The organism is Pseudomonas sp. efr-133-TYG-23, from assembly GCF_030209215.1.
In the GTDB taxonomy this organism is placed as follows: Bacteria; Pseudomonadota; Gammaproteobacteria; order Pseudomonadales; family Pseudomonadaceae; genus Aquipseudomonas; species Aquipseudomonas rhodesiae.
This window is the reverse complement of record NZ_JARVSL010000020.1, coordinates 177,663-199,258: the sequence shown is the minus strand read 5'-3', so window position 1 is coordinate 199,258 and position 21,596 is coordinate 177,663. Positions and strand designations below refer to the sequence as shown.

Here is a 21,596-nt window from a genome sequence, read left to right as displayed (position 1 = left end):
TGCCGTTCCCTTGCAGCGTGCTGCTTGCCGCTTGCCACTGCTTTCGCCACGCCCATCACACCACGTCCTCAATGTCGGTCTTGCGCCAGCGGCGTCCCAACCGATCGAAATACAGGTAGATCACCGGCGTGGTGAACAGCGTCAGCACCTGGCTGACCAGCAACCCGCCGACCATCACCAAGCCCAAGGGTTGGCGCAGTTCAGCGCCGGAACCGCTGGCCAGCATCAACGGCACGGCGCCGAACAGCGCGGCCAGGGTGGTCATCAGGATCGGCCGGAAACGCAGCAGCGCCGCCTGATAAATCGCGGTCTGCGGGTCCAGGCCCTGGTTGCGTTCGGCGTCGAGGGCGAAGTCGATCATCATGATCGCGTTCTTTTTGACGATACCGATCAACAAAATGATGCCGATGATCGCGATCATGCCCAGGTCATTGCCGCTGAGCAGCAACGCCAGCAAAGCCCCCACCGCCGCCGAGGGCAAGGTGGACAGAATGGTGATCGGGTGGATGTAGCTCTCGTAGAGCACGCCCAGCACGATGTACATGGTGACCACCGCCGCCAGGATCAGCAGCAAGGTACTCGACAACGAGGCTTCAAACGCCTGGGCCGCGCCCTGGAACTGGGTCTGCACGCCCACCGGCATGCCGATGTCTTTCTGCGTCTGGTTGATCAGTTCCACGCCCTTGCCCAGCGCCACGCCGGGTGCGAGGTTGAACGACATCATCACCGCTGGGAACTGACCGATATGCGCCACGGCCAGCTGGGCCTGGCGCTGTTCCACCTTGGCCAGGCTCGACAAGCGCACTTGGCCGCCGTCGGTGGTTTTGACGTAGATCTGGTTCAGCGCGTCCGGCCCAAGGGTTTCGCCGGATTGGGCCTGCAACACCACGCGGTACTGGCTGGCCTGGGTGTAGATGGTCGAAATCTGCCGCTGGCCGAAGGCGTCATACAGCGCATCGGTGATGTTCGAGACGCTGACGCCCAGGCGCGAGGCGGCATCGCGGTCGATCACCAGGTACACCTGCAAACCCTTGTCCTGCAGGTCGCTGGCCACGTCGGTGAGTTCCGGTAACTGGCTGAGGGCGTGTACCAGTTTGTCGCTCCACAACGCCAGCAACTCGGCATCCGGCGATGACATGCTGAACTGATACTGGGTGCGACTGACGCGGTCTTCGATGGTCAGGTCCTGCACCGGCTGCATAAACAAGCGAATGCCCACCAGCTTGTCGATTTGCGGTTGCAGACGCGTGATCACCTGGGCCGCGCTCAGGTCGCGCAGGCCGTGGGGCTTGAGGTTGATCAGCAAGCGGCCGCTGTTGAGTGTGGCGTTGTCGCCATCCACGCCGATATAGGACGACAGGCTTTCCACCGCCGGGTCGGCAAGGATGATCTTGGCCAACTCCTGCTGACGCTGGCTCATCGCCGCAAAGGAAATCGACTGCGGCGCTTCGGAAATGCCCTGGATCACGCCGGTGTCCTGCACCGGGAAAAACCCCTTGGGCACCACCAGGTACAGCACCACGGTCAGGCCGAGGGTGGCGATGGCCACCAGCAGGGTCAGCGGTTGGTGCTTGAGCACCCATTGCAACTTGCGCCCGTAGCCTTCGATCAACCAGTCGATCCAGGCACCGCTGGCCTTATAGAAACGGCCCTGTTCTTCTTCCTTGGGCTCACGCTTGAGCAGGCGCGCGCACATCATCGGCGTGAGAGTCAGGGACACCACCAGGGAAATCAGGATCGCCACCGCCAGGGTGATGGCGAACTCGCGGAACAAGCGCCCGACTACATCGGCCATGAACAGCAGCGGGATCAGCACCGCGATCAGCGACAGCGTCAGGGAAATCAGAGTGAAACCGATCTGCTTGGCGCCCTTGAGCGCGGCAGCCAGCGGCGTTTCGCCCTCTTCGATATAGCGGGAAATGTTCTCCAGCATCACGATGGCATCGTCCACCACAAAGCCGGTGGCAATGGTCAGGGCCATCAGCGTCAGGTTGTTGATGGAGAAGCCCGCCAGGTACATCACGCCGAAGGTGCCCACCAGGGACAGCGGCACGGCGATGGACGGGATGATCGTGGCACTGACACGCCGCAGGAACAGGAATGTCACCATCACCACCAGAGCAATGGCGATCAGCAGTTCGTGCTGCACGTCCTTGACCGACGCGCGGATGGTCTGGGTGCGGTCGGTGAGCACAGTGACGTCGAGGCCGGCCGGTAGGTTATCAGTGATACTCGGCAGCAGCGCCTTGATGCGGTCGACCACCTCGATCACGTTGGCACCCGGCTGGCGCTGGATATTGAGCAGCACGGCCTGGTTCTGGTTGGCCCAGGCGGCCAGGCGTTCGTTCTCGGCGCCGTCGACGATCTGCGCGACGTCCTTGAGACGCAGCGGCGCGCCATTGTTGTAGGCCAGGATCAGTTCGGCGTATTGCTGGGGCGAGACCAACTGGTCGTTGGCATCGAGCATCGAAACCCGCGTGGGGCCGTCGAAGTTGCCCTTGGGCTGGTTGACGTTGGACGCGGCGATCAAGGTTCGCACGTCTGACAGGTTCAAGCCATTGGCCGCCAGGGCCTCGGGGTTAACCTTGATGCGCACCGCCTGGCGCTGTCCGCCGGCGATGCTGACCATACCGACGCCGCTGATCTGCGCGATTTTCTGCGCCATGCGCGTATCGACCAGGTCATTGAGCTTGGGCAGCAGCATGGTCTTGGAGGTGATGGCCAGGGTCAGTACCGGGGTGTCCGCCGGGTTGACCTTGTTGTACACCGGCGGCGCCGGCAGGTCCTTGGGCAGCAGGTTGGTGGCGGCGTTGATCGCGGCCTGCACCTGTTGCTCGGCCACGTCCATATTGATGTCGAGGTTGAAGCGCAGGGTCAGCACCGAGGCGCCGCCGGAGCTGGTGGAGGCCATCTGGGTCAGGCCGGGCATTTGCCCGAACTGGCGCTCCAGGGGCGCGGTGACCGCGCTGGTCATCACATCCGGGCTGGCGCCGGGGTACAGGGTCATTACGCGGATGGTCGGGTAGTCCACCTGGGGCAAGGCCGACACCGGCAGCAAGCGGTACGCAATGATGCCGGCCAGGACAATGGCCAGCATGCTCAGGGTGGTAGCGACCGGGCGAAGAATAAACAGCCGCGACAGGTTCATGAACCGACCTTTTGCGCCTTGCCGGCGGTGCTGCCGGTCTCCCCTTTGGCCGCAGGCTTGCCTTGCAGGTGTTCGGTCGGCGTGGTCGGCACTTCGCTGCTGTCGTTGACCACGTCCACTTCACTGCCGTCCTTGAGGCGGTCGGTGCCTTCCAGCACCACCCGGTCGCCGGCGACCAGGCCCTGCTTGATCACAGTGTTGTCGCCGTCGGAGTCGCCCACCACCAACGGCTGGACCTTGACCTTCTTGTCGCCATCGAGCTTGTAGACGAAGGTGCCGTTGTTGCCGAACTGAATGGCCGCCGAGGGCGCGAGCACCACATTGTGCAAGGTGTCGGCCAGCAGGTGCACATTGACGAACTGGTTGGGGAACAGCGCCTGGTCCTTGTTATCGAAGCGCGCCTTGAATTTCAGGGTGCCGGTGGTGACGTCGATCTGGTTATCCAGGCTTTGCAGTACGCCGGTGGCCTGAATCTTCGCGTCGCCACGGTCCCAGGCTTCCACGGGCAATTTATTGCCGGCGTGGTAACGGGTCAGAACCGTGTCCAAGGTGTTTTCCGGCAAGGTGAAGGCCACGCTGATCGGCTGGGTCTGGGTGATCACAGCCAGGGCGGTGGTGTCGTTGGCCGCCACCAGGTTACCCACATCAAGCTGGCGCAAGCCCACACGGCCACTGATGGGCGCGCGGATCTTGGTGAATTCGAGGTTGAGCTTGGCGTCATCCACCGCGCCCTGGTTGGTCTTGACCGTGCCCTGGTATTGCAGGACCAGCGCTTCGGCGGTGTCCAGGGTCTGTTTGGCGATGCTGTCCTGGGCATACAGGTCACGGTAACGCTGCACGTCGACCTGGGCGTTCTTCAACTGGGCCTGGTTCTGCAGCAAGGTGCCCTGGGCTTGGAGCAAGGCGTTCTGGTAGCTGCGCGGGTCGATCTCGGCGAGCAGATCGCCGGCCTTGACCATTTGCCCTTCTTCAAAGGCTATTTTCACCAACTCCCCGCCGACTCGGCTGCGCACATTGATGGTATTGAGCGCGGTAACCGTGCCCAGCGCCTTGTAGTAGACCGGGAATTCCCCCTGCACCACCGGCGCCACACGGACCGGCACCGGGCCGGTGGAGCCGCCGAAGCCCGGGCGCGCCATACCGGTTTTGCCGGTGTGCCCGGCAGGCGCGTCTTTATGGGCCGCGCTGCTTGGCCAGAATTTCCAGCACAGGCCGGCGATAACCAGCAGCACAAGCAGGCCAAACAGCCAGCGACGGGAGTGACGGGGGGAGGATTGCATGGAGTGATCAACCATTGGGCGCGAGAGCTTCTTCTTTGGGAGGCTGAAAGATAAGCACTGGGGCGCATTTAGAAAAGCGCCTTTACCGGCTATTTACCTTGGGCTTACAACGTGTGACTTGAGGATCTTAGTCCATCGGCCTATTCCAGCTAAGCATTTGAAGCGCAAATGAAAACGGCCTGGACTAGGCCAGGCCGCAATCATGTATCAAGCGTGTTACTGCAAAACGACAGCAATGCGCCGAAACAGTTACTTCAAGACTGCCAGGGCAGCTTCGTAGTTCGGCTCCTGGCCGATTTCCGATACCAGCTCGCTGTGCAGCACGGTGTCGTTCTCGTCCAGCACGACCACCGCACGGGCGGTCAAGCCTTTGAGCGGGCCTTCAGCGATGGAAACACCGTAATCAACCGCGAAATCCGAATCACGGAAGTCCGACAGGCTTTTCACGTTTTCCAGGCCTTCGGCACCGCAGAAGCGCGCCTGGGCGAATGGCAGGTCGGTGGAGATGCACAGCACCACGGCATTGTTCAGCGAACTGGCCTGATCGTTGAACTTGCGCACCGAAGTGGCGCAGGTTGGGGTGTCGACGCTTGGGAAGATATTCAGCACTTTGCGCTTGCCGGCGAAGGTCGCCAGGGTTGCGTCCGACAGATCGCCGGCGGTCAGGGTGAAGTCGTGGGCCTTGGCGCCAACTTTCGGCAGTTCGCCTTCAACCTGGACAGGGTTGCCTTTGAGGGTGACTTGAGCCATGAACGGAATCCTTATGCTGGGTTTGGTTTAAACGAATGCGAGAGGCGGAAGTTAACCACAAAGTACGTTGACCACCTACCGCCAGACACAAATTGTCATGTCGCCGGTTGTGGTTTAATTGCGCGCCTTTCGCCCTGCCCTGCAAGGAAACCGTTGTCGATGAAGCCGCCTGCTACCCGAGTCCTGGTCATTGGTTACGTCTGGCCGGAGCCGCGCTCCTCGGCCGCGGGCGGACACATGATGCAGATTCTCGAAACTTTTCTGACACAAGGTTGGGACATCACCTTCAGCAGCCCCGCCGCGCTCGGCGAACACAAGGCCGACCTGGCGGCGCTGGGTATCGCCGAGTGCGCCATCGAGCTGAATAACAGCAGTTTCGATGACTTTGTCCGCGAACTGGCCCCGGATATCGTGCTGTTCGACCGTTTCATGATGGAGGAACAGTTCGGCTGGCGCGTTGAAAAGCACTGCCCGAATGCCCTGCGCGTGCTGGAAACCTCCGACCTGCAAAGCCTGCGCGACGCCCGCCATCAGCGCCTCAAGGAACACCTCAAAGTCGAGCCCGATAGCGATGACTTCACCGCGCTGTTCGCCCCGGCCTTGACCGAAGAATTCCAGCATATGGCCGACACCGACCTGGCCAAGCGCGAGATAGCAGCAATTTACCGTTGTGACATCAGCCTGATGATTTCCGATGTGGAAATCCGCCTGCTCACCGAACAATTCAAGGTGCCGGCCGCCTTGCTCCACTGGTGCCCGCTGATGCTGACGCCGCCGAGCGAGGCGTTCGCGTCATTTGAGGAGCGTGCGCACTTCCTCAGCATCGGCAACTTCCGCCATGCCCCCAACTGGGATGCGGTGCTGTGGATGAAGAACAGCCTGTGGCCACGCATCCGCCAGCAACTGCCAGGGGCCCAGCTGCATATCTACGGGGCTTATACGCCGCCCAAGGCCACTGCCCTGCACAACCCGGCCCAGGGCTTTCATGTCATGAACTGGGCCGAGGATGCCCTGCGCGTGATGAGCGCCGCGCGTATCTGCTTGGCGCCGTTGCGCTTTGGCGCCGGAATCAAGGGCAAGCTGGCCGATGCCATGCTGTGCGGCACGCCGAATGTCACCACACCGATCGGCGCCGAAGCCATGGGCGATGAGCAGCCCTGGCCGGGAGCCATCGCGGCAGACGCCGACGCTCTGGCTGCTGCCGCCGTGGCGTTGTATCAGGACCGCGACCGTTGGACGAAGGCGCAGGAACACGGGCGCCATCTGCTGGCTCGGCGTTACGCCCAACAGATCCACGGCCCGGCGCTGATCGAGTGCCTGCAACAGTGCCGCAGCCGCCTCACGACCCATCGCCGGGACAACTTCACCGGCAGCATGTTGCGCCATCACGCCCACAAGAGTACCCAGTACATGGCGCAGTGGATCGAGGCGAAAAACCGCAACGGGTAAACACAGACGTTGGCGAGTGGGTGCACGAGGGGGCATTATCCTACGCAGCAACCACAATAAAGCGACGGCAGCATGACCCGAGCAACGCGCATCACCGACCCTTCCTACGAGCTGATGGACGATCACAACGGTCTGTCCATCATCTATCGCCAGCATGGCTTCCCCTGCCCGCTGGTGCGCTGGCATTTCCACAAGGAATACGAACTGCACCTGATCGTCGCCAGCTCCGGCAAGGTGTTTATCGGCGACTACATCGGCAACTTCTATCCGGAAAGCCTGTTCCTCACCGGCCCCAATCTGCCTCACAACTGGATCAGCCAGGTGGAGGAAGACGAAGTGGTGCCCAAGCGCGACATGCTGGTGAACTTCACCGATGAACTGCTTGAACAGGGCAGCCACATTTTCGCCGAACTCAAAAACCTCGCGCCGCTGCTGGAGCGCGCGCAGTCGGGTATCGAGTTTCGCTGCAAGCACACCATCGCCCAGGCCGTGACCTTGATGCAGCGCATCGAGGACGCCCAAGGCATGGCGCGCCTGGGGCATTTCTTTATCCTGCTGGACGTGTTGAGCGCGTGTGACGACTACCAACTGCTGTCCGGCGTGACCGCACCGCAAACGGCCGACGAGCACAGCATCGACCGCACCAACCGCGCGGTGGACTATATCTTCGCCCACTACGCACGGGAGTTGCCGCTGGAAGAAGTGGCCGAACACCTGGGCATGAAACCCACTTATTTTTCCCGCGTGTTCAAACAGGCCACCGGGCGCACGTTTATCGAATTCGTCAATCGGTTGCGCATCAGCAAGTCCTGCGAGCTGCTGGCCGATGGCGACAAAGCGGTGACGGATGTGTGCTTCGAGTCGGGATTCAACAATATTTCCAACTTCAACCGGCGCTTTCAGCAGCTCAAGGGCATGACCCCTTCGCACTATCGGCGCCTGGTAGTGCAGCGATTGACCGAGCAGAACTTGGCATAAAAAACATCGAGTCTATTTGCACTGCGCTTATTAAACCCAAGTGCAGTGTCGCACAGTGCTTTCTTGAAAAAATCGTTAGCCCCTTACATGAATTGCAACATGTACAGAGGAAACCAATCCGCCAGCATCACCACTTAATACACGCATTAAATACCTGCGCACCTCATAACCCTCACCGACAGACGCTTTAAAATAGAAATCCAAAAAAACAATGCGATGGGCGCACTCCTTTAACTATGGAGCGCGCACAAGTCCAATATCTATTTTCCAGCGAAGATATATAAACCATTCATTATTAACGGACTTTATCTGCATGAACATCGATCCCTTGCGCACCAGTGCGTTTTCTTCGGCATCTGCTTTGAACGCCCAGTCCGTGCCTTCTGTATCTAACGCGCGGAGTAAGCGCAACGTGGCGGTTGTCGATCTAGAAACCCAAAGCCTCGCCACCCGTGTGGTCAAGGCAGATGACGCGATTCTCTCAGAAAAGTACAGCGCCGCATTGCTGGAACTGCTCGTTGCCCTTCGAACTGGCACCCCCGTAAGTCCGGCGGCCAAGGTCATCGACGACATCCCTCGCTTTTCGACATTCGGCATGGCCTGGGCCCAACTTACCCACGCTATTGAAAGCGAGCCATTTGCAAGTTTCGCCAGGAAACACAAGATCGACACTTCAACACTGAAGTTGAATACGGTTGATGGATGGGAACTTGAATGTATCGCTGATGGGAAGCCCGCTAGCTTCTCCAAATATGATGAAGGTTGGTGGCAGGCCACCGCAGCGGTGACCGCTGCCGCTCAAGCGCTGGCCCCAACGCGACAGGTTATCGAGTACCTCGGCCCAACCCGCGCACCTGCTCAAGTGATAGGTAACTTTTACGAAGTGGGAGGTATGTATATACCCGAAGGATTAGTGATTAATATTGCTGAGCAAAAACGACACGGAACGTTCGTATCGTTACCCTCAGCCAATGCTGACGCGTCAGGGTCAAACGACGCCCACGACTCTGTGATTCGGCAACAGCAACAAGACGCCATCGAGGTCTTATCGACGCAAATCACCTTGACCCCCTCATTGATCCCCGCCTCTCGACGCGACCAGAAACCATCGGTTGAAGAAGCCGACCTGGAGATGGCGAGAATGTACAGCACCGGTCGATTCAGCGAAATTTCGGGATTGGGTGTTGTTTTGAACAAACGCAGCCACTTGTTAGTGTCCGAAATCCCTGAACGCTCGACACTCGGGCAGACATTGCGCAACTCTGCGGTGCCGCCCGCCATGAACAAACCCCTTAGCCTCGACTGGATAGGCAGGTTTTATGGTGAACCGACCGGTGATGGCAGCACCACATGGCAACTTAAAAACGCCTCATCGCTGACTCGCGACGGCTTTGCCGCATTGCGCAAACACAATCCGCGTACCGATAGACGCTCCGTTGGCGTCCAGGAGCGACAACGCGCAGTCGCGCAACGGCTTGAGCAGCCACACACCACGCAACCGCGCGCGACGGCATCACCGGCGGCCAATCCGTTGGTCACCCTGGCGCGCAGCCAGTTTGCCGGTGAGCCGACGTTGTTCACAGCGGTCGCGCGAGTGCTCAACGACAGGATCCAGACCATCGCCCCTGGATTGGATGTCGACGTTAACCAGCTCGCCATCGAATTACCTGATCCGGATCAACCGGGGCAGTTCAAGCGAACACAACTGATCACACTGGCCCTGGATCATCTGGCAGGCGGCCCTGCGCCGAATTTCACCCGGGACGCCAAAGCGTTTGATACCCGCCCGCGCGTGCCGCGGACAACCTTGGGCAGCCCGGTCGATGTACCCTTGCACCTTGATCTGGCAGGCTTGAGCTCCGCCATCGGTGCGCTGCCAAGCCGGCTTGACGAGGTCTATAACTCTGAGTTCAGGGCCTACTGGAGCAAGCCCGCATTCAGCGGCGCCGACAACGCCTTCTCCGGCAGTCATCGGGCGCTGGTCAGCAGTATCCTGCGCAGCAACCTGCAACAGGCGGCGCTGAAACAAACCGGACTGGATGATGAACAGCGTAAAACCCTGACCATGGTCGCATCACAGCCTAATGGGGCGACGCGCCCTATGCCGCTGGGTGCGAATTCGTCGGGCGCCGACGTCTATACCACCACAGGCCCCGAGCCGGAACTGTTAATCACACGATCCCTGTCATCACCCAGTCGCCAGCTACTCCTGCTGGTGGAGACCAGTGGCAAGGTCACCCCCTACGACTCCTGGGATGACCTTCCTGAGTCGAGGCGCCCTGCACAGCGAGTGGACGCCAATGTGTTCGACCTCCAGGCTGATCGACTGATCCAACAGCATAAAGGCGACCAACTCTCCAACGCGCCTGCCCTCACAGACATGCTGCCCCCTACCCAGCCCACAACCACGTTGCCCGACTGGATGAACAACGCCGACCAGTCGCAACGCTTTGTATTGCAGGAACTGCATCTCAGGCTGGCGGGCTTCATACAACTGAACAAAGGCCGCACGTACAGCAGCGACATCCCGGACATTCGCACTTTTGCCGAGCGTTCTTTCGATAATCTGAAGGCCGTCAGTCATCCGGCGAAGAACCTGGAGATCGTCTTCAAGGTGCCCGTGGGCGGCGCAGGGGCCAACGCAATGGTCAGCGGAATAATCAACCGTGAACGCATGAGCCTGACCGACGCCCTGCTGAAAAACCTGTCGGGGCTACCGAGCAGAAGCGTTGAGGTTTACCTCAAGCCCGATAATACACGCGTGCCCGAACTTGAAGAGGACGGTGCACTGCAAAAGCTGATTGAGGCCGTCGACGTGGGTAAAAACTACCCCGCGTTGCTCAAGCGTGAACTGCTGGACAATCCCGATAAAAAAACCGAACGCCAGTCCCTGTTTGCGCAGCAGGTCCCCACTGAGCTGCAATTGAAAGCTCTGGAGATGGTCATTCAGAAAAAGTCCGGCCTCGATAATACCGGTTTCAGATATATCCAGGCCGCACTCGACCCAACGCCCGGGGCCAAGACCGTCGACGGCAAGGAGATCGCCGTACGCCCGCTGGCCTTTATACCGGGCCCCGGCAAGGCCCCCGATGTGGTCGACAATATGTACTTGATCGAGCCCGAGGACAGCGAAGCCGGCCCACATATTCTCTATCGCCCTCTGATCGCCGATGCCCCGCTGCTGCAATTTCAAACCCGCAAGCAATTACTGGAGGCCATCCAGCAGCCGGGGCGTTTGCAGTCGGACATTCTGGCCTGGTTGCCGGATGAATCGACCCGAGAGTATTACAAGAGGTGGAGTTTCAAGGAGCCCGACGCCCTGACACTCGGCGTGTTTGGCGTGGGAGACGGCGAGACCGTACCGGCCGAACCCAAACTGGCCGCCGGCGGTTATGCCGCCGCCGATACCCTGAAGGCGCAACTGCAAACCGGGCATTTGATGGACCACCTCTACAATGCCAACGCACAAGCCCTGACCACGCTTGCCGAACAGCAGGCGGTTTCTGATGACGAAAGCCGTTGGGCGACGCTCAAGGAGGGTGGCTTCCTGTTGCTCAATGCGCTGTTGCCGGCCTTGCGCGGCCCCGGCGCGTTGCTGGGGCTCGCCTTGCAAGGCGCAGGTATCGCCAGCGACCTGGAGGTCCTGCACGGCGACGATATGAGGCTCAAAGAAACCGCGCTGGCCGATATGTTGCTCAACCTGGCGACATCACTCATTCACTTCAAGGCACGCGCATTGAATGAACCTTCCAGCAGCGCGGCAAGAGCGGCAGGTGCGGGCGCTATGTTGGTCGAGGAGATTCCCGTTCCCGCTACACCGCCGAAGAACCGGATCGTCCTGGGCGGCCCAGTGGAAATCAAGCCGCTCGCGGGCGATATTCAAGTGTTTTTCGACACCTACAAGGGTCACCAACGCCTTAACATCATGGGCCACAGTGAACAGCCCGCAAACGGCGGGGCGTCATCCATCCTGGGAGAAAATGGCAAGCGTTACGCAGCCGCTGATGTGGACCGTGAATTGTTGGCGCGCGGTATCAACATTCGAGACTACGAAGACGTTCGTCTTTTGGCCTGTTACTCCGCCAGCGGTGGCCAGGCGTCCCTCGCGTCGCAACTCAACGCGCTCACCGGCGCGCGCGTGAAAGGGTTTGAGCAGGAAATCGTCGGCGACTTCCCGAGCGTTGACAATAAAGACCCTTACGCCCTTTATGAGGAGGCACTGGGACGTTACCGCAACCAGTACAAGTCCCTTCCTGACAAGTACATTCAACTGCTAGCGGAAAAGGCGATGAACGACACGCTTGCCGAGCGCAACATCGCGTTCAACGTCAAAAAAGACAACGGGACAGAGGTTGAACTCAATATAGGCAGCGATGAAAAACCAGTGTTCTATAAAACCAGAGTCGACTATAAACCTCGCTCTTTCGACAGCGCCAAAATCTCATCGACCTCTTCACCGGTTGAAGTGCACATGGGGTATTCCCACACCGTGCAGGATCTTCGTACGCCCCTGTCGACCCGCAGCCTGACCGAATGCTCCGCACTGGCGGTGCTCACCGACCTGAAAGATGGCGTCTATCAAAAACGCACATTAATGCACCTGACCGGTAGCGATCTAAGATATGGCTTGATCGATAAAGTTGCTTATGAAGAGGTGGAGGAGCTGAATAAGTCATTGGATAAGGGCGGCAAGGTCATCTTCGTCGGCGGCGTGAATTCTCAATCGACGGTGGGTATGGGGGCGGTATTGGCACAAGAGTACGACGGCAAAAAACCCCTGTTTGACCTTCTGAAAAAGCCGGGCGTAGATGTCACGATTGCGGGTTCAGTTGGAGTCACTATCAATCCCGATGGCTCGTTCCAGTTGATCGAAGACACCGGCAAAGGGGTCTTCGCTGAGAAGGACATCAAGGACCTCTTCGCTTACGTCGGCTAACCCTCTAGCAGCAGCCAATCGGAATGGCTGCTGCATTTTCCCAATACCTTTAAGCGCAAACCCTAACGCCGACTGGCATTGAGCTGAGCCGGTGACACGTAGTGCAAAAAAGTATCAGTCCCAGTGTTCCCAAGGATTTGTCACACCGCCAATTGAAGGCTGTAATCAACGCACACTCTTCCTGACTCCCTGTAGGAAGACACAACAACAATAACTGTCCTTCCGTAGCCCCTGGGCGCGGAAATGGAGTGCGCGATGAAGTTCCCAGCAAAAGCTCTGCTTGCCTCTACGTGTATGACTGCATGTATGACCCTTAGCGCCGTCAGCCTTGGCGCGCAGACCCTGACCATTGCCACCGTCAACAACAGCGACATGATCCGTATGCAGAAGCTCTCCAAGACCTTCGAGGCCGAGCATCCGGAGATCAAGCTGAACTGGGTGGTACTCGAAGAAAACGTGCTGCGCCAACGCCTGACCACCGACATCGCCACCCAGGGTGGGCAGTTCGATGTCTTGACCATCGGCATGTACGAAGCCGCACTCTGGGGCGCCAAGGGTTGGCTGGAGCCGATGAAGGACTTGCCGGCGTCCTACGACCTGGACGATGTGTTCCCTTCGGTGCGTGACGGTTTGTCCGTCAAGGGTTCGCTGTACGCCCTGCCGTTCTACGCCGAAAGCTCGATCACCTACTACCGCACCGACCTGTTCAAGGACGCCGGGCTGACCATGCCTGAGCACCCGACCTGGAGCCAGATCGGCGAATTCGCCAGCAAACTCACCGACAAGAGCAAAGAGCAATACGGCCTGTGCCTGCGCGGCAAAGCCGGTTGGGGCGAGAATATGGCGCTGATCACCACCCTGGCCAACGGCTACGGTGCGCGCTGGTTCGACGAAAAGTGGCAGCCTGAATTCAACGGCCCGGAATGGAAGAACGCGCTGAACTTCTACGTCGACAACATGAAGAAATCCGGCCCGCCGGGGGCTTCCAGCAACGGCTTCAACGAAAACCTGGCGCTGTTCAACAGCGGCAAGTGCGCGATCTGGGTCGACGCCAGCGTCGCCGGCTCGTTCGTCACCGACAAAACCCAAAGCAAAGTGGCCGACCACGTCGGTTTCACCTTCGCGCCCCATGAAACCACGGACAAAGGCACGTCGTGGCTGTACTCCTGGTCCCTGGCGATCCCGACCAGTTCCAAGGCCAAGGACGCCGCCAAAGTATTCACCAGTTGGGCCACGTCCAAGGAATACAGCCAGTTGGTGGCCAAGACCGATGGCATCGCCAACGTACCGCCAGGCACGCGCAAGTCGACCTACAGCGATGAGTACATGAAAGCCGCGCCGTTCGCCAAAGTGACCTTGGAATCGTTGAAAGTCGCGGATCCGACCAAGCCGACGGAGAAACCGGTGCCGTACATCGGGATCCAGCTGGTGACCATTCCTGAGTTCCAGGCGATTGGTACCCAGGTCGGTAAGTTCTTCTCCGGTGCGCTGACCGGTCAGCAGACGGTTGATGCAGCATTGACTGCGGCGCAGACCACCACCGAGCGGGAAATGAAGCGGGCCGGTTACCCCAAATAACCTGAGCCTCACCACCGTCAAGGTGGGAGAGGGCTTGCCCCCGATAGCAGTGGATCAGCCAACTGATTCATCGACTGACACTCCGCTATCGGGCGCAAGCCCCCTCCCACACTGACCGCACTCCGATCCTTGCTCCGCACTGGCGTTAATTACCATGAATACACCTGCCAAAAACCGCCTGGCCAACCCCGGCTGGTTTCTCGTCAGCCCCTCGGTCGCCCTGCTGTTGCTATGGATGATCGTGCCGCTGGGCATGACCCTGTACTTTTCGCTGATTCGCTACAACCTGCTCTACCCCGGCGAGAATGAATTCGTGGGACTGGAGAATTTCACCTACTTCATCACCGACTCCGGCTTTTTGCCCGGCGCCACCAATACCCTGCTGCTGGTCGGCAGTGTGCTGTTGATCAGCGTGGTGTTCGGCGTGTTGATCAGTGCGCTGCTGGAGGCCAGTGAGTTCTTCGGTCGCGGCCTGGTGCGGGTGTTGCTGATTTCACCGTTTTTCATCATGCCCACCGTCGGTGCGCTGATCTGGAAAAACCTGATTTTCCACCCGGTATCCGGGGTGCTCGCCGCCGTGTGGAAACTGTTCGGCGCCGAGCCGGTGGACTGGCTGGCGCATTACCCGTTGCTGTCGATCATCATCATTGTGTCGTGGCAATGGCTGCCCTTCGCGATCCTGTTGCTGATGACCGCCATGCAGTCCCTCGACCAGGAACAAAAGGAAGCCGCGCGCCTGGACGGTGCCGGCGCCATCGCGATCTTCTGGCACCTGACCCTGCCGCACCTGGCGCGGCCGATTGCCGTGGTGGTGATGATCGAAACCATCTTTTTGCTCTCGGTGTTCGCCGAGATCTTCACCACCACCAACGGTGGCCCGGGCTACGCCTCGACCAACCTCGCGTACCTGATCTACAACCAGGCACTGGTGCAGTTCGACGTGGGCATGGCCTCGGCCGGCGGCTTGATCGCCGTGGTCATCGCCAATATCGCGGCGATCATCCTGGTGCGGATGATCGGCAAAAACCTGACTGACAAGCCTTGAGGGCCGCGCCATGACGCTTCAACAATCCCGTCGCCTGCAAAGCCTGCTGCTCGGCACCCTGGCCTGGGCCATCGCGATCCTGATTTTCTTCCCGATCTTCTGGATGGTGCTCACCAGCTTCAAGACCGAAATCGACGCCTTCGCCACGCCACCGCAGTTCATCTTCACGCCGACCCTGGAGAACTACCTGCACATCAACGAACGCAGCAACTACTTCAGCTATGCATGGAACTCGGTACTGATTTCCTTCAGCGCTACCGCGCTGTGCCTGCTGATCTCGGTGCCCGCGGCCTACTCCATGGCGTTCTACGAAACCCAGCGCACCAAACGCACGCTGCTGTGGATGCTGTCGACCAAGATGCTGCCGCCGGTGGGCGTGCTGATGCCGATCTACCTGTTGGCCAAAAGCTTCGGCCTGCTGGATACGCGCATCGCGCTGATCATTATCTACACCCTGATCAACCTGCCGATCGTGGTGTGGATGGTCTACACCTACTTCAAAGACATCCCTAAGGACATCCTCGAAGCCGCGCGCCTGGACGGTGCCAGCCTGTGGCAGGAAATGGTCCGCGTGCTGCTGCCGATTGCCAAGGGCGGCCTGGCGTCCACCGTGCTGCTGTCGCTGATCCTGTGCTGGAACGAAGCGTTCTGGTCGCTGAACCTGACCTCGTCCAGCGCCGCGCCATTGACCGCGCTGATCGCCTCTTACTCCAGCCCCGAAGGCTTGTTCTGGGCCAAATTGTCCGCCGTTTCGACCCTGGCCTGCGCGCCGATCCTGATCTTTGGTTGGATCAGCCAGAAACAGCTGGTGCGCGGCCTGTCCTTCGGTGCAGTTAAATAATAATTCCTAGCGGAGGCCCGTCATGGCCAACCTGAAAATCAAGAATCTGCAAAAAGGCTTCGAAGGTTTCTCGATCATCAAAGGCATCGACCTGGAAGTGAATGACAAAGAGTTCGTAGTCTTCGTCGGCCCATCAGGCTGCGGAAAATCCACCTTGCTGCGCCTGATCGCCGGCCTGGAAGAGGTGAGCGACGGCACCATCGAACTGGACGGGCGCGACATCACCGAAGTGACCCCGGCTAAGCGCGACCTGGCGATGGTGTTCCAGACCTATGCTTTGTACCCGCACATGAGCGTGCGCAAGAACATGTCGTTCGCCCTGGACCTGGCCGGTGTCGATAAGAAACTGGTGGAGAGCAAAGTCAGCGAAGCGGCGCGCATCCTCGAACTGGGCCCGCTGCTGGAGCGCAAGCCCAAGCAACTCTCCGGCGGCCAGCGCCAGCGTGTGGCCATCGGCCGGGCCATTGTGCGCAACCCCAAGATTTTCCTGTTCGACGAACCGCTGTCCAACCTCGACGCCGCCCTGCGCGTGCAGATGCGCCTGGAGCTGGCGCGCCTGCATAAAGAGCTGCAAGCGACCATGATCTACGTGACCCACGACCAGGTCGAAGCAATGACCCTGGCCGACAAAGTCGTGGTGCTTAACAGTGGCCGCATCGAACAGGTCGGCTCGCCCCTGGAGCTGTATCACCAGCCGGCCAACCTGTTCGTGGCGGGCTTTTTGGGTACGCCGAAGATGGGCTTCCTCAAAGGCCAGGTCAGCCGGGTCAGCGGCCAGGACTGCGACGTGCAGCTGGACGCCGGGACATTGGTCACATTGCCGTTGAGCGGCGCCAGCCTGAGCGTCGGCAGCGCGGTGACCCTGGGCATTCGCCCGGAACACCTGGAAATCGCCACGCCGGGGCAAACCAGCCTGACGGTGACCGCCGATGTCGGCGAGCGCCTGGGCAGCGATACGTTCTGCCACGTCATCACCGCCAACGGCGAGCCGTTGACCATGCGTATCCGTGGCGATATGGCCAGCCAGTACGGCGAGACGCTGCAACTGCACCTGGACCCGACGCACTGCCACCTGTTCGACACCGATGGCAACGCCGTGGCCCGCCCACTGCGCGCCGCCGCCTGATTTCGCGAGTATTACGCTATGAAGCTGAATAAACAGAACCTCACCCAACTGCCGCGTGAGATCCAAGTGCCGGCTTACGCCATCGCCAGCACCTCCCAGGGTATTGCCCATATCGGGGTCGGCGGCTTTCATCGCGCACACCAGGCGTATTACACCGATGCGCTGATGAACACCGGCGAGGGCCTGGACTGGAGCATCTGCGGCGTCGGCCTGCGCGCCGAGGACCGCAAGGCCCGCGACGACCTGGCCGGCCAGGACTTTCTATTCACCCTGTACGAACTGGGCGACACCGACGACACCGAAGTGCGCGTGATCGGTTCGATCAGCGACATGCTGCTGGCCGAAGACGGCGCCCAGGCGCTGATCGACAAATTGGCCGAGCCCGCGATTCGCATCGTTTCGCTGACCATCACCGAAGGCGGCTATTGCATCGACGACAGCACCGGCGAATTCATGGCGCACCTGCCGCAGATCCAGCATGACCTGGCACACCCGCAAGCGCCGACAACCGTGTTCGGCTTTATCTGCGCCGCGCTGACCCAGCGCCGCGCCGCCGGCACGCCGGCCTTCACGGTGATGTCCTGCGATAACCTGCCGCACAACGGCGCGGTCACACGCAAGGCGCTGCTGGCCTTCGCCGCCCTGCGCGATGCCGAGCTGCATGACTGGATCGCCGCCAATGTGAGCTTCCCCAATGCCATGGTCGACCGCATCACCCCCATGACCAGCACCGCGCACCGTCTGCAACTGCATGACGAACACGGCATCGACGATGCCTGGCCGGTGGTGTGCGAGCCGTTTGTGCAGTGGGTGCTGGAGGACAAGTTCGTCAACGGCCGACCGGCCTGGGAAAATGTCGGCGTGCAGTTCACCGATGACGTTACCCCTTACGAAGAAATGAAAATCGGCCTGCTCAACGGCAGCCACCTGGCCCTGACCTACCTGGGCTTTCTCAAGGGCTACCGGTTTGTCCACGAAACCATGAACGACCCGCTGTTCGTGGCCTATATGCGCGCCTATATGGACCTGGACGTCACACCGAACCTGGCGCCGGTGCCGGGCATCGACCTGACCGAGTACAAGCAGACCTTGGTGGATCGCTTCTCCAACCAGGCCATCGCCGACCAACTGGAGCGGGTCTGTTCGGATGGCTCGTCGAAGTTTCCCAAGTTCACTGTGCCGACCGTCAACCGCCTGATTGCCGATGGCCGCGAGACCGAGCGCGCGGCGCTGGTAGTGGCCGCCTGGGCCCTGTATCTCAAAGGTGTGGATGAGAACGGCGCGCGCTACAACATTCCCGACCCGCGCGCAGCGTTCTGTCAGAGCCTGGTCACTGACGATGCGCTGATCAGCGTACGCCTGCTGGGGGTGGAAGAGATTTTCGGCACGGCTATTCCCAATTCGCCTGCGTTTGTGGCAGCGTTCGAGCGGTGTTTTGTCAGCTTGCGGGATAACGGCGTGACCAAAACCCTGCAGCAGTTACTGAAAAAACCGGCTTAGAAATGTGGAAGGGAGCTTGCCCCCGATGGCGCTGGGTCAGTCAACTTATTCATCAACTGACCTCCCCTTATCGGGGGCAAGCCCCCTCCTACATTGGGATAGCATTTAACTTCCAACAATAATGCTGAGCACCCCCTCATGACCCAGCAAAACCTGTTCCTCGGCATCGACTGCGGCACCCAGGGCACCAAGGCTATCGTCCTCGACGCGAGCAGCGGCAAGGTACTGGGCCTCGGTGCTGCGGCCCACACCCTGATCAGCGCTGCCAATGGCCGCCGCGAACAGCACACCCAGGAATGGCTGGACGCTTTCACCGAAGCCACCCATCGCGCCCTGCAACAGGCCGGCGTCGACGGCCAGGACATCCTTGGCATTGGCGTATCCGGCCAGCAGCATGGGCTGGTGCTGCTGGATGAGCACGGCCAGGTACTGCGCCCGGCCAAGCTGTGGTGCGACACCGAAACCGCCGCCGAGAACGACCGCTTGTTGGCCTACCTCGGCGGCGAGCGTGGCTCTCTGGAACGCCTGGGCGTGGCCATTGCACCCGGCTACACCGTCTCCAAACTGCTATGGACCCGCGAACAACACCCGGACCTCTTCGCCCGCATCGCCCATATCCTGCTGCCCCACGATTACCTCAACTACTGGCTCACCGGCCGCGCCGTCGCCGAGTATGGCGATGCGTCGGGCACCGGTTACTTCAATGTGCGCAATCGTGAATGGGATACGGCCCTGCTGCGGCACATCGACCCGAGCGGCCGCCTGGAGCGGGCCCTGCCGCCGTTGATCGAGGCCGATCAAAGCGTGGGCACTATCCTGCCAGCCATCGCCGAACGCCTGGGCATCAACCCCAACGCCGTGGTCTCCAGCGGCGGCGGCGACAATATGATGGGCGCCATCGGCACCGGCAATATCGCGCCGGGGGTGATAACCATGAGCCTGGGCTCGTCCGGCACCGTGTATGCCTTTGCCGACCAGCCCAACGTCAGCCCCCAGGCCTCGGTGGCGACGTTCTGCTCGTCCAGCGGCGGCTGGTTGCCGTTGATCTGCACCATGAACCTGACCAACGCCACCGGGGTGATCCGCGAGCTGTTCGAGCTGGACCTGCCTGCCTTCAATGCCTTGGTCGAACGCGCGCCCATCGGCGCCGACGGCGTGAGCATGCTGCCGTTTCTCAACGGCGAACGCGTACCCGCCCTGCCCCACGCCACCGGCAGCCTGCATGGGCTGACCATGACCAACCTGACCCGCGCCAACCTGTGCCGCGCAGTGGTCGAGGGCACGACCTTCGGCCTGCGCTACGGCCTCGACCTGCTGCGCCAGACCGGCCTGCAAAGCCAGAGCATCCGCTTGATCGGCGGCGGTTCGAAAAGCCCGGTGTGGCGGCAGATGGTCGCGGATATCATGCACACCGAAGTAGTCTGCACCGAACAAAGCGAAGCCGCCGCCCTGGGCGCGGCGATCCAGGCGGCGTGGAGCCAGACCGGCGAATCCCTGGCCAGCCTCTGCGACAGATGCGTGAGCGTCGACCCGGCCAGCCGTACCGTGCCGGTGGCAGCCCATGTCAGCGCGTATCAACAGGCTTACGAGCGCTATCAGCAGCTCGTGGCAACCCTTTAAGAGCGAGCGATTATGTATCTGGTATGTGGTGAAGCGCTGTTCGATTTCTTCAGCGAGGAAGGCGCCGGCGGCAAGGCGTCGAAGGTCAGTTACACGGCGATTGCCGGCGGTTCGCCGTTCAACGTGGCCGTTGGCCTGCGTCGCCTGGGCATCAAGGCCGGCCTGTTCGGGGGGCTTTCCAGCGATTTTCTTGGTCGGCGCCTGCTGCAAGTGCTGCGGGATGAAGGCGTCAGCGAGGATTACCTGGTGGAATTCGCCGCGCCGACCACCCTAGCAATGGTCGCCGTGGGCGCCAACGGCTCACCGCAGTACAGCTTTCGCGGCGAAGGCTGCGCCGACCGCCAATTGCAGGTGAGTCACCTGCCGCAACTGGACGATAGCGTGCGCGGACTGCATGTGGGTTCGTTCTCGCTGGTGGTGCAACCGATCGGCGACACCCTGCTGAACCTGGTCAAGCGTGAAAGCGGCAAGCGCCTGATCAGCCTCGACCCCAACGTGCGCCTCAACCCGCAGCCGGATATCCAACTGTGGCGCGACCGCGTAGCGGAACTGGTCAAGCACGCCGACTTGATCAAGGTCAGCGACGAAGACCTGCACCTGCTCTACCCCGGCCAATCACCGGAAAGCGTTCTGCAGGGCTGGTTGCAGCACCGTTGCCAGTTGGTGTTCCTTACCCGCGGCGGCGATGGCGCCAGTGTATTCAGTCGCCAGCACGGCAACTGGTCGCAACCGGCGGTGGACGTTGTGATGGCCGACACAGTGGGCGCCGGCGATACCTTCCAGGCAGCATTGATTGCTTGGCTGACGGAGCATCAATTGGATTCGGTGGAGGGTCTGCAACAGCTCAGCCGCGAGCAGATCGACGCCATGCTCGGCTTTGCCATTCGCGCAGCGGCATTGACCTGCACCAAGACCGGTCCGGACCTACCGTATCGCCAGCAATTGGGTTGAAAGCATAGGGGGAATTGCGCAAGGACATACCACCGTTTTGGGCCTGGCGTTAATCCAGGCCCACAGTTCTTCGGTGGTTCAACCGCAGACGACGGCTTAGTAGTAGCCGCGCGCCCCGGCGCGTTGCAGTACAGGTGCATGGGTATGCTTGAGGTCTTCACGCAACCCGGTGATCAGATTGCAGATGGCGCGACTGCTGTCGAGTTTGTCTGCGTTGATGCCTTTGACTTCCAAGTCCACCCGGTCACGGTCGCGGTCGTCGTACACCTTGATCGTCAGCGAAGCATCTTCGGCTTTGGTGCATTCGCACCGTTTAGGCAGGAAACTTCCTTCAATAATGCTGCGTAATTCAAGTTCCGAAAGCATGGTCAACCTCTCCTTTTTATAGACTGCC

At 60.4% G+C, this 21,596-nt stretch carries 14 protein-coding genes; 10 read left to right on the top strand and 4 right to left on the bottom strand.

The window, feature by feature from the left end:
• Positions 1-55: 55 nt before the first annotated feature.
• From QRN41_RS14260 to tpx, 3 genes are all read right to left on the bottom strand, one after another.
• The gene (locus QRN41_RS14260) at positions 56-3,148 is read right to left on the bottom strand and encodes an MdtB/MuxB family multidrug efflux RND transporter permease subunit (RefSeq protein ID WP_034137974.1); all 3,093 of its coding nucleotides are present in this window, start codon (positions 3,146-3,148) and stop codon (positions 56-58) included.
• Entirely contained in the window at positions 3,145-4,443 is a 1,299-nt protein-coding gene (locus QRN41_RS14255; protein ID WP_167418323.1) for an MdtA/MuxA family multidrug efflux RND transporter periplasmic adaptor subunit, read from the bottom strand. The genes QRN41_RS14260 and QRN41_RS14255 overlap by 4 nt, the downstream gene beginning before the upstream one ends.
• Before the next feature lie 234 nt (positions 4,444-4,677).
• Complete coding sequence (gene tpx / locus QRN41_RS14250; RefSeq protein WP_167418324.1) at positions 4,678-5,178, bottom strand: thiol peroxidase; 501 nt, start codon at positions 5,176-5,178, stop codon at positions 4,678-4,680.
• 159 nt (positions 5,179-5,337) lie between these two features.
• On the opposite strand from tpx, the gene QRN41_RS14245 reads away from it, so the two are divergent.
• The 10 genes from QRN41_RS14245 to QRN41_RS14200 all read left to right on the top strand — a co-directional run bounded on the left by QRN41_RS14245 (position 5,338) and on the right by QRN41_RS14200 (position 21,202).
• Complete coding sequence (locus QRN41_RS14245; RefSeq protein WP_167418325.1) at positions 5,338-6,627, top strand: glycosyltransferase; 1,290 nt, start codon at positions 5,338-5,340, stop codon at positions 6,625-6,627.
• A 72-nt stretch (positions 6,628-6,699) separates the two neighbouring features.
• Positions 6,700-7,605: an AraC family transcriptional regulator gene (locus QRN41_RS14240; RefSeq protein ID WP_034137970.1), complete on the top strand. Its 906-nt coding sequence runs from the start codon at positions 6,700-6,702 to the stop codon at positions 7,603-7,605.
• A gap of 313 nt (positions 7,606-7,918) precedes the next feature.
• Entirely contained in the window at positions 7,919-12,541 is a 4,623-nt protein-coding gene (locus QRN41_RS14235; RefSeq protein WP_167418326.1) for a hypothetical protein, read from the top strand.
• A gap of 255 nt (positions 12,542-12,796) precedes the next feature.
• The gene (locus QRN41_RS14230) at positions 12,797-14,119 is read left to right on the top strand and encodes an ABC transporter substrate-binding protein (protein ID WP_167418327.1); all 1,323 of its coding nucleotides are present in this window, start codon (positions 12,797-12,799) and stop codon (positions 14,117-14,119) included.
• 154 nt (positions 14,120-14,273) lie between these two features.
• Positions 14,274-15,164, top strand: coding sequence for a carbohydrate ABC transporter permease (locus QRN41_RS14225; RefSeq protein WP_034097137.1), 891 nt, complete (start codon positions 14,274-14,276; stop codon positions 15,162-15,164).
• Positions 15,165-15,174: 10 nt separating this feature from the next.
• Positions 15,175-16,005, top strand: coding sequence for a carbohydrate ABC transporter permease (locus QRN41_RS14220; protein WP_034137967.1), 831 nt, complete (start codon positions 15,175-15,177; stop codon positions 16,003-16,005).
• A gap of 22 nt (positions 16,006-16,027) precedes the next feature.
• On the top strand, positions 16,028-17,131 hold the full coding sequence (locus QRN41_RS14215; RefSeq protein WP_034097132.1) for an ABC transporter ATP-binding protein: 1,104 nt from the start codon (positions 16,028-16,030) through the stop codon (positions 17,129-17,131).
• Between the two features lie 18 nt (positions 17,132-17,149).
• Complete coding sequence (locus QRN41_RS14210) at positions 17,150-18,631, top strand: mannitol dehydrogenase family protein (RefSeq protein ID WP_167418328.1); 1,482 nt, start codon at positions 17,150-17,152, stop codon at positions 18,629-18,631.
• 138 nt (positions 18,632-18,769) lie between these two features.
• On the top strand, positions 18,770-20,251 hold the full coding sequence (gene xylB / locus QRN41_RS14205; RefSeq protein ID WP_040268110.1) for a xylulokinase: 1,482 nt from the start codon (positions 18,770-18,772) through the stop codon (positions 20,249-20,251).
• A gap of 12 nt (positions 20,252-20,263) precedes the next feature.
• On the top strand, positions 20,264-21,202 hold the full coding sequence (locus QRN41_RS14200; RefSeq protein ID WP_167418329.1) for a carbohydrate kinase family protein: 939 nt from the start codon (positions 20,264-20,266) through the stop codon (positions 21,200-21,202).
• A 96-nt stretch (positions 21,203-21,298) separates the two neighbouring features.
• Here the strand turns inward: QRN41_RS14200 and QRN41_RS14195 are convergent, their stop codons facing one another.
• Positions 21,299-21,568: a DUF1652 domain-containing protein gene (locus QRN41_RS14195; RefSeq protein ID WP_047881940.1), complete on the bottom strand. Its 270-nt coding sequence runs from the start codon at positions 21,566-21,568 to the stop codon at positions 21,299-21,301.
• Positions 21,569-21,596 lie beyond the last annotated feature (28 nt).

Bases quoted from the DNA above. Each gene is read 5' to 3' on its own strand.
- QRN41_RS14215 (WP_034097132.1), top strand. From the start codon at position 16,028: ATGGCCAACCTGAAAATCAAGAATCTGCAAAAAGGCTTCGAAGGTTTC.
- QRN41_RS14235 (WP_167418326.1), top strand. From the start codon at position 7,919: ATGAACATCGATCCCTTGCGCACCAGTGCGTTTTCTTCGGCATCTGCT.
- QRN41_RS14210 (WP_167418328.1), top strand. From the start codon at position 17,150: ATGAAGCTGAATAAACAGAACCTCACCCAACTGCCGCGTGAGATCCAA.
- QRN41_RS14220 (WP_034137967.1), top strand. From the start codon at position 15,175: ATGACGCTTCAACAATCCCGTCGCCTGCAAAGCCTGCTGCTCGGCACC.
- QRN41_RS14230 (WP_167418327.1), top strand. From the start codon at position 12,797: ATGAAGTTCCCAGCAAAAGCTCTGCTTGCCTCTACGTGTATGACTGCA.
- tpx (WP_167418324.1), bottom strand. From the start codon at position 5,178: ATGGCTCAAGTCACCCTCAAAGGCAACCCTGTCCAGGTTGAAGGCGAA.
- QRN41_RS14260 (WP_034137974.1), bottom strand. From the start codon at position 3,148: ATGAACCTGTCGCGGCTGTTTATTCTTCGCCCGGTCGCTACCACCCTG.
- QRN41_RS14255 (WP_167418323.1), bottom strand. From the start codon at position 4,443: ATGGTTGATCACTCCATGCAATCCTCCCCCCGTCACTCCCGTCGCTGG.
- QRN41_RS14195 (WP_047881940.1), bottom strand. From the start codon at position 21,568: ATGCTTTCGGAACTTGAATTACGCAGCATTATTGAAGGAAGTTTCCTG.
- QRN41_RS14225 (WP_034097137.1), top strand. From the start codon at position 14,274: ATGAATACACCTGCCAAAAACCGCCTGGCCAACCCCGGCTGGTTTCTC.
- QRN41_RS14200 (WP_167418329.1), top strand. From the start codon at position 20,264: ATGTATCTGGTATGTGGTGAAGCGCTGTTCGATTTCTTCAGCGAGGAA.
- QRN41_RS14240 (WP_034137970.1), top strand. From the start codon at position 6,700: ATGACCCGAGCAACGCGCATCACCGACCCTTCCTACGAGCTGATGGAC.
- QRN41_RS14245 (WP_167418325.1), top strand. From the start codon at position 5,338: ATGAAGCCGCCTGCTACCCGAGTCCTGGTCATTGGTTACGTCTGGCCG.
- xylB (WP_040268110.1), top strand. From the start codon at position 18,770: ATGACCCAGCAAAACCTGTTCCTCGGCATCGACTGCGGCACCCAGGGC.